This window comes from Rhizobium ruizarguesonis (assembly GCF_012349115.1).
Taxonomy (GTDB): Bacteria; Pseudomonadota; Alphaproteobacteria; order Rhizobiales; family Rhizobiaceae; genus Rhizobium; species Rhizobium ruizarguesonis.
The window spans coordinates 212,171-226,366 of sequence record NZ_PQIG01000122.1; the positions used below are offsets into that span (position 1 = coordinate 212,171).

Here is a 14,196-nt window from a genome sequence, read left to right on the forward strand (position 1 = left end):
GAGAAGATCATGGCACGTATCACCCTCGATCATATTCGACATGCCTATGGGCCGAACCCGAAGAGCGAGAAGGACTACGCTCTCAAGGAAGTGCACCACGAGTGGAACGATGGCGGTGCCTATGCGCTGCTCGGACCTTCAGGCTGCGGAAAAACCTCGCTGCTCAATATCATTTCCGGCCTTATTCAGCCCTCCGAAGGGCGAATTCTCTTCGACGGACAGGATGTTACGAACCTGCCGACGCAGCAGCGAAATATTGCGCAGGTATTCCAGTTTCCGGTCATCTACGACACGATGACCGTCTATGACAATCTGGCTTTCCCATTGCGCAACCGCGGAGTCGCGGAGCCTGATGTTGATCGTCGTGTCCGCGAAATATTGGAGATGATTGATCTTGCAGACTGGGCCAAGCGTCGCGCGCGCGGTTTGACGGCGGACCAAAAGCAGAAGATTTCGCTCGGCCGCGGCCTCGTGCGCTCGGATGTGAACGCGATTCTCTTCGACGAGCCGCTCACTGTTATCGATCCGCATATGAAATGGGTGCTGCGATCGCAGCTGAAGCGGCTGCATAAGCAGTTCGGTTTTACCATGGTCTATGTCACGCATGACCAGACGGAGGCGCTGACCTTCGCCGACAAAGTCGTGGTGATGTACGATGGCGAGATCGTGCAGATCGGCACGCCGGCCGAGCTCTTCGAGCGTCCGAGCCATACCTTCGTCGGCTACTTCATCGGTTCTCCGGGCATGAACTTCATGCCAGCCAAGGTGGAAGGCCGCACGGTTCGGGTCGGCGAGCATGCGCTGACGCTCGACTATGCGCCAAAGACTTCGGCAGCGGCCAAGGTAGAGCTTGGAATCCGGCCCGAGTTTGTTCGGATCGGCCGCGAGGGCATGCCTGTGACCGTCAGCAAGGTGGAAGATATCGGCCGGCAGAAGATCGTCCGCGCGCAGTTTGCCGGCCAGCCGATCGCGATCGTCGTCCCTGAGGACGAGGACATTCCGGCTGATCCTCGGGTGACCTTCGAGCCATCGGGTATCAGTATCTATGCCGACTCTTGGCGCGCCGGACCGGAGGCTTGATGATGGAAAAAACCTGGAACAACAAAGCGTGGTTTCTGGTCCTGCCGGTCCTCGTGCTGGTGGCATTCTCGGCCGTCATTCCCTTGATGACGGTTGTGAACTATTCCGTTCAGGACACTTTCGGAAACAACCAGTTCTTCTGGAACGGAACTGACTGGTTTACCGAAATCCTGCATTCCGACCGATTCTGGGCCGCCCTACAGCGAAACCTGATTTTTTCGTTGATCATTCTCGCTCTTGAGATCCCGCTCGGTATCTTCATTGCGCTCAACATGCCGAAATCGGGCATCGGCGTGCCGGTGTGCCTGGTTCTGATGGCGCTACCACTGCTGATCCCGTGGAACGTTGTCGGCACGATCTGGCAGGTGTTCGGCCGCAACGACATTGGTTTGTTTGGCTATTACATCAATGCCATCGGCATCGATTACAACTATGTGCAGGATCCGTTCGACGCCTGGGTGACGATCATCATCATGGATGTCTGGCACTGGACGAGCCTGGTCGTCTTGCTCTGCTATGCAGGCCTCGTTTCCATTCCGGATGCTTTCTATCAGGCAGCCAAGATCGACGGTGCCTCTCGTTGGGCTGTGTTCCGCTATATCCAGCTGCCAAAGATGAAGCGCGTTCTTCTGATCGCCGTGCTGCTGCGTTTCATGGATAGTTTCATGATCTACACCGAGCCTTTTGTCGTCACTGGTGGCGGTCCCGGCAACGCGACCACTTTCCTGTCGATCGATCTGGTCAAGACCGCCCTCGGACAGTTTGACCTCGGTCCGGCCGCTGCCATGTCGCTGGTCTATTTCCTGATCATCCTGCTGCTTTCGTGGGTGTTCTACACCGTCATGACAAGCCACGACGCGGAGAATTGAAATGAGCACCTCCAACGAAACGACAGCGAGCCGAAAAATCTCTGGCGTTACCAGTGTCGCAAGCGGTCTCTCCTCCGATGAAGTCAGCCGTCTGATGCGCCGGCGCGGCGAGGAATCACGCTGGTGGTGGGTGGTTCCGACGATCTATATCATTGTGCTCCTGCTGCCGATCTATTGGCTCGTCAACATGAGCTTCAAGACCAACGCGGAAATCGTCAATTCTCTGACGCTTTATCCTCATAATCCGACGATCGCCAATTACGTGACGATCTTCACGGAGAAGGCCTGGTATTCCGGATACATCAATTCAATCACCTATGTCGTGATCAACATGGTGATCTCGGTGGCAGCCGCGCTGCCGGCGGCCTATGCCTTCTCCCGTTATCGGTTCCTTGGTGACAAGCATCTTTTCTTCTGGTTGCTGACGAACCGGATGGCGCCGCCGGCGGTCTTTGCCCTGCCGTTCTTCCAGCTCTACTCAGCCTTTGGACTGATCGATACGCACATCGCCGTGGCATTGGCGCATTGCCTCTTCAACGTGCCGCTTGCGGTCTGGATCCTTGAAGGCTTCATGTCCGGCGTGCCGAAGGAAATCGACGAAACGGCCTATATCGATGGCTATTCGTTCCCGCGCTTTTTCCTGAAGATCTTCACGCCGCTGATTGCGAGCGGCATAGGTGTCGCCTGCTTCTTCTGCTTCATGTTCTCTTGGGTCGAGTTGCTGATCGCACGAACGCTGACGACGACCGACGCGAAGCCGATCGCTGCCACCATGACCCGTACCGTCTCTGCATCCGGCATGGATTGGGGCCTGCTCGCCGCCGCGGGTGTTCTGACCTTGATCCCAGGAGCGCTGGTGATCTGGTTTGTGCGCAATTACATCGCCAAGGGCTTCGCCCTGGGGAGGGTTTGATGAGCTTTTCGCTTCCCGATTTTTCATGGATGGCATGGACCTGGCCGACGGCCACTTTCTTCGTCGTCATCGCATTGCTGCTGATCGGCATGGGGGTCTGGGAATACGCCGCTCCGGGCGGCAATCCCCGGATCGGAATCCTGCGCTTCGAGACGACGCGCGGCGACCGGCTTTTCCTTTCGCTGCTCGGCAGCGCCTTTATCCATCTTGCCTGGCTTGGTCTCGCTGGATCAAGCCTCTGGTGGGCTCTCGCTCTCTCCGTTGTCTACGCCGTTGGCGTATTCCGTTACGTGTGAGGCAAACTGATGCAGATGGCCAGGGTTTTTCTGGCCGCCTGAGACGTGAAGACTGCAATCGCAAAACCCTGGGAGGATATCATGCGAAGGCATTTATTGACGACGACAGCAGCCGTGCTGCTGGCCATGACCGGGTCGGCCTATGCCGGCATGGACGAGGCAAAGACTTTTCTGGATAAAGAGATCGGCGACGTGTCGACGCTCTCTCGCGCCGACCAGGAAAAGGAAATGCAATGGTTCATCGATGCTGCGAAGCCTTTCCAAGGGATGGACATCAAGGTTGTTTCGGAAACCTTGACCACCCACAAGTATGAGTCCGAGGTTCTGGCTCCGGCCTTTACTGCGATTACCGGGATAAAGGTCACGCACGACGTCATTCAAGAGGGTGACGTTGTCGAGAAGATCCAGACGCAGATGCAGACCGGGCAGAACCTGTATGACGGCTGGGTCAACGACTCCGACTTGATCGGCACCCACTGGCGCTATCAGCAGGTGCGCAACCTGACCGACTGGATGGCCGGCGAAGGCAAGGACGTTACCAACCCCGGCCTCGATATCGACGACTTCATCGGCACCAAGTTCACGACAGCGCCGGACAAGAAGCTCTACCAGCTTCCCGACCAGCAGTTCGCCAACCTCTACTGGTTCCGTTACGACTGGTTCAACGACGAGAAGAACAAGGCCGATTTCAAGGCGAAATACGGCTACGATCTCGGCGTTCCGGTCAACTGGTCGGCCTATGAGGACATTGCCGAATTCTTTACCGGCCGCGACGTCAACGGCAAGAAGGTCTTCGGCCATATGGATTACGGCAAGAAGGACCCGTCGCTCGGCTGGCGCTTCACCGACGCCTGGCTGTCGATGGCCGGCAATGGTGACAAGGGTCTGCCGAACGGTCTTCCAGTCGACGAATGGGGTATCAAGGTCGACGAGAATTCGCGTCCCGTCGGTTCGTGCGTCGCGCGTGGCGGCGATACCAACGGCCCTGCATCGGTCTATTCGATCCAGAAGTATCTCGATTGGTTGAAGGCTTACGCACCGCCGGAAGCTCAGGGCATGACGTTCTCGGAATCCGGTCCGGTGCCGGCGCAGGGTAACGTCGCGCAGCAGATCTTCTGGTACACGGCGTTCACCGCAGACATGGTCAAGCCTGGCCTGCCTGTCATGAACGAAGACGGTACGCCGAAATGGCGCATGGCACCGAGCCCGCATGGCGTTTACTGGAAAGACGGCATGAAGCTTGGCTATCAGGACGTCGGTTCCTGGACGCTGATGAAATCGACCCCGACGGACCGTGCAAAAGCCGCGTGGCTCTATGCACAGTTCGTGACCTCGAAGACGATTGACGTGAAGAAGAGCCAGCTCGGTCTCACCTTCATCCGCGAATCCACCATTCGCGACAAGAGCTTTACGGAGCGCGCTCCGAAGCTCGGCGGTCTGATCGAGTTCTATCGCTCGCCTGCGCGTGTTCAGTGGTCGCCAACCGGCACCAACGTCCCCGACTATCCGAAGCTGGCTCAGCTTTGGTGGCAGGCTATCGGTGACGCCGCTGCCGGCGCCAAGACGCCGCAGGAAGCCATGGATTCTCTTTGCGGCGAGCAGGAGAAGGTCATGGGACGTATCGAGAAATCGGGCGTCCAGGGCGATATCGGCCCGAAACTCGCTGAAGAGCAAGACCTCGCTTATTGGAACGCGGATGCGGTGAAGAAGGGCAACCTTGCACCGCAGCTGAAGATCGAGAACGAGAAGGAAAAGCCGGTCACGGTCAACTACGACGAACTCGTCAAGAGCTGGCAGTCGAAGTAAGGCGGACCCGGCCGGAAGCGACGGGGCTTCCGGCCATCACTTCCTGCCACCGGCAACAAGCCGGTGGCACCCACAATCTTTCTCTCATGAAACGTCCGCGTCCTGCTGTCCTCGGCAGGAGCGGTTTCGTGCGAGCCGGAGACGGATATGAGCGGCTATATTCTTTCAATCGACCAGGGCACGACATCGTCGCGCGCAATCATCTTCGATGGCGACATGAAAACGGCCGGCTCGGCGCAGGCGGAGATCACCCAATATTATCCGCAGCCTGGATGGGTGGAGCACGACGCCGCCGAAATCTGGCAGTCCGTCGTCGATACTGTGCGCAGGGCGATCGCCGATGCCGGACTTGATGCCGCCGACATTGCCGCGATCGGCATTACTAATCAGCGCGAGACGGCGGTCGTCTGGGATCGCAGGTCCGGGACACCGCTTCACCACGCGATCGTCTGGCAGGACAGGCGCACGGCCGAAATGTGCGATAGCCTGAAGGCAGACGGCTACGAGAAGCTGTTCAGCGCCAAGACCGGGCTGCTGCTCGACCCCTATTTCTCCGGAACAAAGCTGCGTTGGCTGCTCGACAATGTCGATGGCCTGCGTGAGAAGGCCGAGGCCGGCGATGTCTGCTTCGGCACGATCGACAGCTGGCTGATCTACAATCTGACTGATGGCCGCGTGCATGCCACCGATGCGACCAATGCGTCGAGAACGCTGCTTTATAATATCGATGACGGTGCCTGGGACGAGGAGCTTCTCGGCATTCTCCGCATTCCGGCCGCCATGCTTCCTGACGTCAGGGAATGTGCCGATGATTTCGGCCGCGTCGACAAGGCGCTGTTCGGCGCGGAACTTCCGATCCTCGGGGTCGCCGGCGACCAGCAGGCAGCGGCGATGGGCAACGCCTGCTTCGAGCCCGGCATGATGAAATCCACCTATGGCACCGGCTGCTTTGCCCTGTTGAACACCGGCCGGGATCGTGTTTCCTCCTCGAACCGGATGCTGACGACGATCGCCTGCCGGCTCGACGGCGAGACGACCTATGCGCTCGAAGGCTCGATCTTCATCGCCGGCGCCGCCGTGCAATGGCTGCGCGACGGCCTCGGCATTATCGACCAGGCGTCGGAGGCGGGAGTGCTTGCCGCCAAGGCCGATCCCGGACAGCAGGTCTACATCGTTCCGGCCTTCACCGGCCTCGGCGCCCCCTATTGGGATCCGGCTGCGCGCGGCGCGATCTTCGGTCTGACGCGAAACAGCGGGCCGGCGGAATTTGCCCGCGCGGTGCTTGAATCCGTCGCCTACCAGACGCTCGACCTGCTGGTGGCGATGAAGAAGGACTGGGGCGTCAACCAGCTGGAAACGGTGCTGCGCGTCGATGGCGGCATGGCGGCTTCGGATTGGACGATGCAGTGCCTGGCCGACATGACGGGAAATCCTGTCGACCGGTCGGCGATCCGCGAGACGACGGCGCTGGGCGCAGCCTGGCTTGCCGGCTCGAAAGCCGGCATCTGGCCAGGCAAGCGGGATTTTGCGCAGGCCTGGGCCTACGACCGCCGCTTTAGCCCTTCGATGGATGAGACCGAGCGGCAAACGAAGATCATCGGCTGGAAGAATGCCGTATCGCGAATGATTTCAGACGCCTCCGCGGGATAGGACCGCTTCCGGCTCTTACGCGCCGGCAGCCTTTCCGTTGATGAAGCTCAGGGCGAGCACGGCGAAGATCAGCGTTCCCGTGCCGACCTGCTGCCAATAGAAGTTCAGATCGGTCAGCAGAAGCCCATTGGCGACGATGCTGAGCAGCAGGGCGCCGAGTACGGTGCCGCCGACATTCGGCCGTCCGAGTGGGCTGAGCGTCGTGCCGATGAAGGTCGCGCCGATGGCATTGAGCAGGAAGGCATTGCCCGAGGAAGGGATGTAGGTGGTGACGGTTGCGGTCAGGATCAGGCCGGCGATTGCCGCGATCAACCCGACCAGGATGAATGTCACCGCGACATGGGCCGGCGCGGCGATGCCGGAATAGCGCACGACGCCCGGCTGGATGCCGATCGACAGGATGACGCGACCGAAACGCGTGCGGGCAAAAACAATGGCAGCAGCGGCGATGACGACGATGGCCGCGGCAAGCGGCACCGGGAAGCCGGCGATCGTGCCGTGGCCGAGGAAACGGAAGGCTTCCGGCACGCCGTTCGGCGGCAGATAGACCGGATTGCCGCCATTGGTCAGCAGCTGCTGAACGCTGCGGCCGATGAACAGCGTGCCGAGCGTGGCGAGGAACGGCGACACGCCGATCCCGGAAATCAAGAGCGCGTTGAAGGCACCGACGAACCCTCCGGCGGCCAGTCCCGCGAGTGCAGCGACTGCCACCGGCTGTCCGGCGAGGACGAGCGAGACGAAGGCAAAGCTGGCAAAATCCATCGCCGTTCCGACCGAAAGATCAATGCCGCCCGACGCGACGGCGAAGGTCATTGCGACGGAGACGATGGCAAGCAGCGTGAAATTGTTGACCAGGATGCTTTGCAGGTTGGCAGGCGACAGGAAGGTTGGCGTTGCTACGGAAAAGGCGGCAAACACCGCAACCAGGGCGAGGATCAAGCCATAGCGCACCAGGCCGCCGGCGATGACACGCGGCAACCCAATGCTGGCGGGGGTAGGGGTCTGGAGCGACATGGTCAGGCCTCCTGTCGACGCAGCAGCGTGGTCGCGGAAACGACGATGAGAATGAGAACGCCCTGGACGCCGCTGACCAGCGTGCTCGAAATGTTCAGCAGCTGGAAACCATTGACCAGGAAGCCGACCAAAAGGGCCGAAAGCAGCGTCCCGGTGACCGTCGGAACCAGCCGGCGCGAAAAGACCGAGCCGAGCAGGGCCGTCACGACGACGGGCAACAGCATCTCGCCGGCGCCGGTCGTGCTGCCGCTCAGATAGGAAACCGACAGGATGCCGGCGACGCCGCCGGAGACGCCGCTGGCGACGAAGGCGCCGGCCAGCAGCCGGCGAAGCGGCAGACCGGCGGCACGGGCCGCATCCGGAAACTCACCGACGGCATAGAGGCGCAGGCCGAGCGGGGTATATTGCACCATCGCCGTGGTGATGGCCGTGAAACCGAGGAGCACATAGGCGAGAACCGGTATGCCGAAAGGATCCGAGGCCGAAAGCGTCGACAGGAAAGGCGTCGAGGCCGGCAGGACCGTATTGCCGGTCAGCACCAATTCCAGGCCGGCGACGACGTTCATGACGGCCAGCGTGGCCAGCAGCGGCACGATGCCGGCATAAACGACGGCAATGGCATTGACCGTGCCGATCAGCGCGCCGGTGAGGATTGTCGCGGCAATCGCCGTCGCATCGCCGTAGCCGAGTTGCGTCAGGCTCGCATAGACGGCGGCGCTGAGGCCCATATTGGCAGCCAGCGACAGGTCGATGCCGCCGGTGACGACATTGGAGCCGCCGGCAATCAGCACGATCGTCAACCCGATGGCAAGCACACCGGAGATGGCCGATTGGCCAAGCACGTTGCCGATATTGCCGATGCTGAGGAAATAGGGTGCGGTCAGCGAGAAGATGAGCAGGATGGCGGCAAATGCGATCAGCGATCCGAAGCGCAATGCCGCAGCCGCAATATTGCCGGCCGGCCGGAGAGGCGGTTCCGCAGCGGAGAAAACGGCAGGCGCAAATTCCACTTCAGCCGACATGGCGATGTCCCTCGGATGATCCGGTCGATTGAGCGAGCACCGCATCCGCCGTGGTCTGCGACGAGATGAATTCCCGCACCACGCGGCCGCGGAAGAGCACCAGGATGCGATCGGTGATACCAACGAGTTCGGGCAGATCCGAAGACAGCACGATGACGCCGGCGCCGCGCGACGCGAGTTCACCAATCAGCGTATAGATCTCGACCTTGGAGCCGATATCGACTCCGACCGTCGGTTCGTCGAGCAGATAGACCTCGGAACGGCGGCTCAGCCACTTGGCGATGGCGATCTTCTGCTGGTTGCCGCCCGAAAGCGTGCGCAGCAGGGCATCGCGCCCATTGGTCTTCACTTGCAGCCGCGTAATCAGAGCGTCCACTTCTCTCTGTTCGCGTCTGCGATCGAGAAAGCCGAAACGCGTGAAGCGGCCAAGGCTCGAAAGACTGATATTTTCCGCGACGCTGAGGTCGAGCGCGACGCCGTGGCGACGCCGATCTTCCGGTACCAGGGCGATCTCGAGGCCGGCCGCCTGGGTGGGATTGGTGAAACGGGCAGCCTTGCCGCTGATCTCGATATGGCCGGAAGCCGGGGTCTCCAGACCGAAGAGCGTGCGGACCAGCTCCTTTGCGCCGGAGCCGAGCAGGCCGGTGAGGCCGAGCACCTCGCCGCGGCGAAGCGTGAAACTGATGTCGCTATATTTCCCCGGCGCCGACAGCTGCTCGACCTTGAGGATTTCCGCGCCGGGCGTCACCTGCGGCTTCGGAAACATCTCCTTGATGTCGCGTTCGACCATCAGCCGCGCAATCGCGCCAGCCGAGGTCTCCCCGATTGGCAGGGAGGCCACGTCGAGCCCATTGCGCAGCACGGTGACGTGGTCGCAGAGCTCTTCGATTTCGTTCAGGTAATGCGAGATATAGATGATGGTGACGCCTTCGTCGCGCAGACGGCGGATCAACCGGAAAAGGATATCGGCCTCGCGGCGCACCAGTGCGGCCGTCGGCTCATCGAAGACGAGCACCTTCGGCTGATTGAGGAGCGCGCGGGTGATTTGCACGATCTGCTTTTCGGCAGTCGACAATTCGCTGATCAAGGCCGCGTTCGGCAACCGGATACCGAAATAGTCGTTGAGAATATCAGACGCGCGACGTTGCATCAGGCGCCGATCGAGGAACGGTGTGCCCGATATCCGCGGTTCCCGGCCAAGGAACAGGGCTTCGCCGACAGTGAAGGTCGGCACCAGCAGCCGATCCTGGTGAATGAAGTGGATGCCAAGCTCTTCGGCAAGATGGGGTGTCAGCCTGTCGAATGTTTGCCCTTCGATCTCGATCCGGCCGCCGTCCGGCTGATGAAGACCGGCAAGCAGCTTGATCAGCGTCGACTTGCCGGCGCCGTTCTGGCCGACGAGACCGTGGATGGTGCCGCGCCTGACGATCAGCGACGCACCGGCAAGCGCCTGCGCACCGCCGAAATGCTTGACGATGCCTTCAAAGCGGATGATGTCGTCGCGTGCAGTGACCGGCTGCTTCAACGAAATGGCCGTCATGTCGATCTCTCCGGGCGGGCAGATTCCGAGCGATCCGGCGATGAGCGGATCGCTCGTATTCCGTGTTAGCCGATGCCGAGCTTCTTGGTGACTTCGCCGACATTGGCCTTGTTGGCGAGCAGTGCCGGAACATAGGTCTCGCGCGGCAGGGTCTGGCCGGCGAGCAGCTTGACAACGTTGCGGATGGCGGTGCGGCCGATTTCCGCCGGCTGCTGGGCGACATCGGCGCCGGCCGGCGAATTCGGATCGGCGATGAGCTGGAGCACTTCCGGGCTGCCATCGACGCCGTAGGTGCGAATCTCCGTCCGCCCGGCAGCCGTCAACGCCTGGGTCGCGCCAAGCTGCGGAATGTCCCAGGCCGACCAGATCGCCTTGATCGAACCTTTTTCCGGATATTTGTTGAGGATTGCCGTGATCTGCGTGAAAGCGTCCTGCACGGTATTCGGGATGACGTCGCGCAGTTCCGGCTGGAGGATTTTCACCTTCGGGAAATATTTGACGACATTGACCAGCTGGTCGTAGCGGATCGCGCAGGGGGTTACGCCGTAGAAGCCGTTGAAGACGACGATATTGCCTTCGCCGCCGATATCGGAGACGAGCTGCAGCGCCAGATCCTTGCCGATGCCCCAGTTATCGGAGGTGGTGTTGTTGATCGAATTGGTCGAACCGACGTCGACGGTCAGAACCGGGATCCCGGCATCGCGCGCCTTCTTCAGCCAGGGATCGATGACGCTGAGCGTTCCAAGGATCTGAACGATCGCATCCGGCTTCTGGGCAATCAGCGTCTGCAGCTGCGAGACCAGCTTGCCGTCATTGCGTCCGGCATCGACGGCGATCGGCTCGCCACCGAGGCGCTTTACCTCCTCGATCTGGGCATTATAGGCCTGCAGATCGAAGAAGTGATCGGTGCCGGTTGCGCTGATGGCGATGCGCTTGCCTTTCAGCGACAATTCTTCGCCCGCGGCAAAAGCCGGCTTCTGCCCGATGAGCGAAGCACCAGCGACGGCGACCCCGGCCGCGGCAGACAGTTTCAGCAGATCTCGTCGTCCGAGACCGTTTTCAGACTTTTCGATGCTCATCGCCACTCTCTCCAATTAATTATGTCTATAGATTAAATAGATTAATGCCGGTGGATAGGAACGAATTTCCAAAAGAACGATCTTCGGGGAAAAGAGTGGATGGAGCGAAAGCTCATCCCTGGCTCGATTTCCCGCGACCGGGAATGATTTCGGAGGCCTCGGTGGTTTTCAGAGCGGTCAGATGAGTCTGCAGCCACCGATCAGGAAGAACGTGCACTGCATAATTCTTGCGCATGCGACCCAATTTGCCGAAGGCGAACTCCTGCCAGGCCGCGGTGCCGTGTGGCGCGACAGCAGGCGTAAAATCACGATTTAATGGGCACGGTCGGGGTTTATGCCACGACGTTGATAGCTAGCGCGAAGCTTCGCTCCAGTTGGCGCGCAACTTGCCTCTCTCCTGCCAGGGAGAATGAAACAATGCCCGACATCGACCCGCAGATTTTCTCAATAAGCCGGCCATCCCTTGGAGGCTACAAGGCCTTCGTTCAACGCGACATGATCGTCGAGACCTATCGTAGCGCCGCGGGGCAAATGGTTTCGAGGGGCTCCCTTCATAGAATTTCGATCAACCGCACGGCGCACGGCAAATACGCCTATCGGCTCGGAAGCGGGGCGTTCCGCAAAGTTGAGAGGCCGCCGTTCACCCTGGGATTTCAACCGGCCGCCACGGTCCTCGAAGTCGATGGCGATGCGGCGGATTATATCTCGATTTTCCAGTCCCCTGCGCTCTACAGCGGCATTGGCGGCTCTCGCTTCGATCCCGAGCATTGGGATAGTGACGCGCTCAGCGCGACGACTGATCCGACAACGCTGCAGGTCGCGCTCTCCCTTGCATTTGCCGCCGAGAAGACCGGGCGCGACGATCCGCTTTTGATGCAGCATCTGGGGATGGCGCTCGCCTGCTGCGTTGTAAAGCTACTGGGCGCCAAACCTGAAGTCGGCGATCGTCCGCTGACATCGGACAATCTCCGGCGTGTGATCGATTACATCGAGAACCTGCTTGGCAAATCCGATCTGAGTGTGGAGGAGCTCGCCGGGGTGGCCCATATGAGCCCCTTTCACTTCAGCCGGGAATTCAAACGGGCAGCCGGCATGGCGCCGCATCGCTTCGTTCTGGAACGCAGGATCGAGCGGGCGCGACTTTACCTCGCCGATGGCAAGGAGACGCTCGCAAACATCGCTTATGCCACAGGCTTTTCCAGCCAGGCGCATTTCTCCAGCGTCTTTCGCCGTCTGATGGGGGCGACCCCGAAGGAATACCAGCGTTCGGTCTGTCTTTGAGCCGGCTCTTGCCGATGACAGATCAGCAGCTTTGCGAAAGACAACCGCACGAATTTGAAATCTCTTGAGGCTGCGGTCTGCGAGGCTTTTCCCATCAGGAGGCCCATATGACCGCTTTTGCCCAAACCAATCCGATTACCGACATCTGCTTTTTGGTCGAGGATATCGACAAAGCATCGGCCTTCTATGTCGAGCGGCTTGGCTTCAAGCCGCGCCGCCGGGCTCCGGGCTTTGCCGATTTCAAAGGGGCGGGCGTGACGCTGGCGCTATGGGAGATCGAGCATATTGCCGAAAATACCGGTGTCTCTAGCCGCCGTGCCCCTCCAGGTGCGCACAAGGCCTGCGCGGCCATCGAGCTCGCCTCGCCAGAGCAGGTCGATGCTGCCTATGCGGAGCTGAAAGCTGCGGGCGTGCTCTTCTACGCGCCGCCGCAGGACTATGTCTGGAACGCGCGATGCGTCTATTTCGCCGATCCTGACGACAACCTCTGGGAAATCTATGCGTGGTCCGCAGGCGGCCCGATCGGTGACATCGGCCCGCAATAGCGAGCGCAATCGCCGGTCGTCCAACAATCCAACAAGGGGAAAGGCAAGCAAATGAACGGGGATGACAAACAAATCGTGGTCGGCAGGCGTACCGTCCTGAAGGGCGGCGCCTTTGCCCTTGCTGCAGCGACGGCAGGGATCAGCGTGTTCGTGCCGCGTCAATCAAAAGCCGCCGCTTCCAAGGTCGTCATCAAATATGACTGGCTGATGAGCAATGGCCAGATCGGCGATATCGTCGCAGTCAAGCAAGGCCTGTTCGAGGCCGAGGGTCTAGACGTCGAGTTTTCCCCCGGCGGTCCCAATTCGGCAACGGTGCCGCCCGTGATCACGGGTGATGCGCAGCTCGGCCAATTTTCGGATTCGGCACAGCTTCTTCTTGCCAGGTCGTCCGGCGTGCCGATCAGGATCTTCGCCTGCGGTTTCCGCATGGCGCCGTTCGCCTTCTATTCACTGCCGAAGGCGCCGATCCGCACCGTCAAGGATATGGTCGGCAAGCGCATCGGCATCCAGCCGACAGCCCGTTACGTGCTCGATGCCATTCTGCTGAAGAACGATATCGATCCATCGAGCCTGACCATCACCAATATCGGCTTCGACATGACGCCGCTGATGACCGGCCAGGTCGATGCCGTGACCGGGTGGATCACCAACACGCAGGCGCTTTCCATCATCGGTCCCGACCGGATCGATCTGATGATGAAGGAGACGGGCCTGCCCTCCTACGCCAATGTCTATTTTGCCACCGACGATGCCGTGACCGGCCATGCCGAGACACTGGCAAAGGTGCTGCGTGCCGTCGCCAAGGGCTGGGCCTGGACGCATGAACATCCTGAAGAGGCGGTCAAACTGACGGTGGAAGCCTATCCGCAGCTCGACCTTGCCGTAGAGCTGAAGACGGTGCCGCGCATCCTGTCGCTGAGCTTCGACGCAGCGACCGGGAGGGATGGCTGGGGCAGCTTCGATCCGGCCGCGCTTGCCGAGCAGATTGCCGTTTACGACAAGATCGGTCAGTTCAAGAGCGGCGCGCCGAAGCTGGAGGATTGCTATACGACTGAGATACTCGACATGACGGCGGGTGACCGCCCGAAGATTGCGTGAGAG

General features: G+C 60.5%; 13 protein-coding genes. 9 read left to right on the forward strand and 4 right to left on the reverse strand.

Annotated features, from left to right (window positions below; genetic code table 11):
* The first annotated feature begins 9 nt into the window (after positions 1-9).
* The 6 genes from C3Y91_RS33590 to glpK all read left to right on the forward strand — a co-directional run bounded on the left by C3Y91_RS33590 (position 10) and on the right by glpK (position 6,614).
* Positions 10-1,080 carry an ABC transporter ATP-binding protein gene (locus tag C3Y91_RS33590; RefSeq protein ID WP_018070791.1) on the forward strand — a complete coding sequence of 357 codons (1,071 nt, stop codon included), beginning with the start codon at positions 10-12 and terminating at the stop codon, positions 1,078-1,080.
* A gap of 2 nt (positions 1,081-1,082) precedes the next feature.
* The gene (locus tag C3Y91_RS33595) at positions 1,083-1,949 is read left to right on the forward strand and encodes a carbohydrate ABC transporter permease (protein ID WP_012759894.1); all 867 of its coding nucleotides are present in this window, start codon (positions 1,083-1,085) and stop codon (positions 1,947-1,949) included.
* Between the two features lies 1 nt (position 1,950).
* Positions 1,951-2,862 (forward strand): carbohydrate ABC transporter permease, encoded by a 912-nt coding sequence (locus C3Y91_RS33600; RefSeq protein WP_018070792.1) that lies wholly within the window; start codon positions 1,951-1,953, stop codon positions 2,860-2,862.
* A complete protein-coding gene (locus C3Y91_RS33605) occupies positions 2,862-3,158 on the forward strand; it encodes a DUF2160 domain-containing protein (protein WP_003552210.1) in 297 nt (98 codons plus the stop codon). The genes C3Y91_RS33600 and C3Y91_RS33605 overlap by 1 nt, the downstream gene beginning before the upstream one ends.
* An 81-nt stretch (positions 3,159-3,239) precedes the next feature.
* Positions 3,240-4,964 carry an ABC transporter substrate-binding protein gene (locus C3Y91_RS33610; protein ID WP_012759892.1) on the forward strand — a complete coding sequence of 575 codons (1,725 nt, stop codon included), beginning with the start codon at positions 3,240-3,242 and terminating at the stop codon, positions 4,962-4,964.
* A 147-nt stretch (positions 4,965-5,111) separates the two neighbouring features.
* On the forward strand, positions 5,112-6,614 hold the full coding sequence (glpK, locus tag C3Y91_RS33615; RefSeq protein ID WP_018070793.1) for a glycerol kinase GlpK: 1,503 nt from the start codon (positions 5,112-5,114) through the stop codon (positions 6,612-6,614).
* 15 nt (positions 6,615-6,629) lie between these two features.
* Here the strand turns inward: glpK and C3Y91_RS33620 are convergent, their stop codons facing one another.
* The 4 genes from C3Y91_RS33620 to C3Y91_RS33635 form a co-directional block, all read right to left on the reverse strand.
* Positions 6,630-7,628, reverse strand: a complete 999-nt coding sequence (locus C3Y91_RS33620) for an ABC transporter permease (protein WP_168576313.1) — start codon at positions 7,626-7,628, stop codon at positions 6,630-6,632.
* Between the two features lie 2 nt (positions 7,629-7,630).
* Positions 7,631-8,650: an ABC transporter permease gene (locus C3Y91_RS33625; RefSeq protein ID WP_024320208.1), complete on the reverse strand. Its 1,020-nt coding sequence runs from the start codon at positions 8,648-8,650 to the stop codon at positions 7,631-7,633.
* Positions 8,640-10,190, reverse strand: coding sequence for a sugar ABC transporter ATP-binding protein (locus C3Y91_RS33630; protein WP_024320207.1), 1,551 nt, complete (start codon positions 10,188-10,190; stop codon positions 8,640-8,642). Before C3Y91_RS33630 ends, C3Y91_RS33625 begins: the two co-directional genes overlap by 11 nt.
* Positions 10,191-10,255: 65 nt before the next feature.
* Positions 10,256-11,269 (reverse strand): sugar ABC transporter substrate-binding protein, encoded by a 1,014-nt coding sequence (locus C3Y91_RS33635; RefSeq protein ID WP_168576314.1) that lies wholly within the window; start codon positions 11,267-11,269, stop codon positions 10,256-10,258.
* A gap of 417 nt (positions 11,270-11,686) precedes the next feature.
* Here C3Y91_RS33635 and C3Y91_RS33640 point away from each other — a divergent pair, with 417 nt between their 5' ends.
* The 3 genes from C3Y91_RS33640 to C3Y91_RS33650 all read left to right on the forward strand — a co-directional run bounded on the left by C3Y91_RS33640 (position 11,687) and on the right by C3Y91_RS33650 (position 14,193).
* Positions 11,687-12,550 carry an AraC family transcriptional regulator gene (locus tag C3Y91_RS33640; protein ID WP_024320206.1) on the forward strand — a complete coding sequence of 288 codons (864 nt, stop codon included), beginning with the start codon at positions 11,687-11,689 and terminating at the stop codon, positions 12,548-12,550.
* Between the two features lie 107 nt (positions 12,551-12,657).
* On the forward strand, positions 12,658-13,095 hold the full coding sequence (locus C3Y91_RS33645) for a VOC family protein (protein ID WP_018070800.1): 438 nt from the start codon (positions 12,658-12,660) through the stop codon (positions 13,093-13,095).
* A gap of 51 nt (positions 13,096-13,146) precedes the next feature.
* A complete protein-coding gene (locus tag C3Y91_RS33650) occupies positions 13,147-14,193 on the forward strand; it encodes an ABC transporter substrate-binding protein (protein ID WP_168576315.1) in 1,047 nt (348 codons plus the stop codon).
* Positions 14,194-14,196 lie beyond the last annotated feature (3 nt).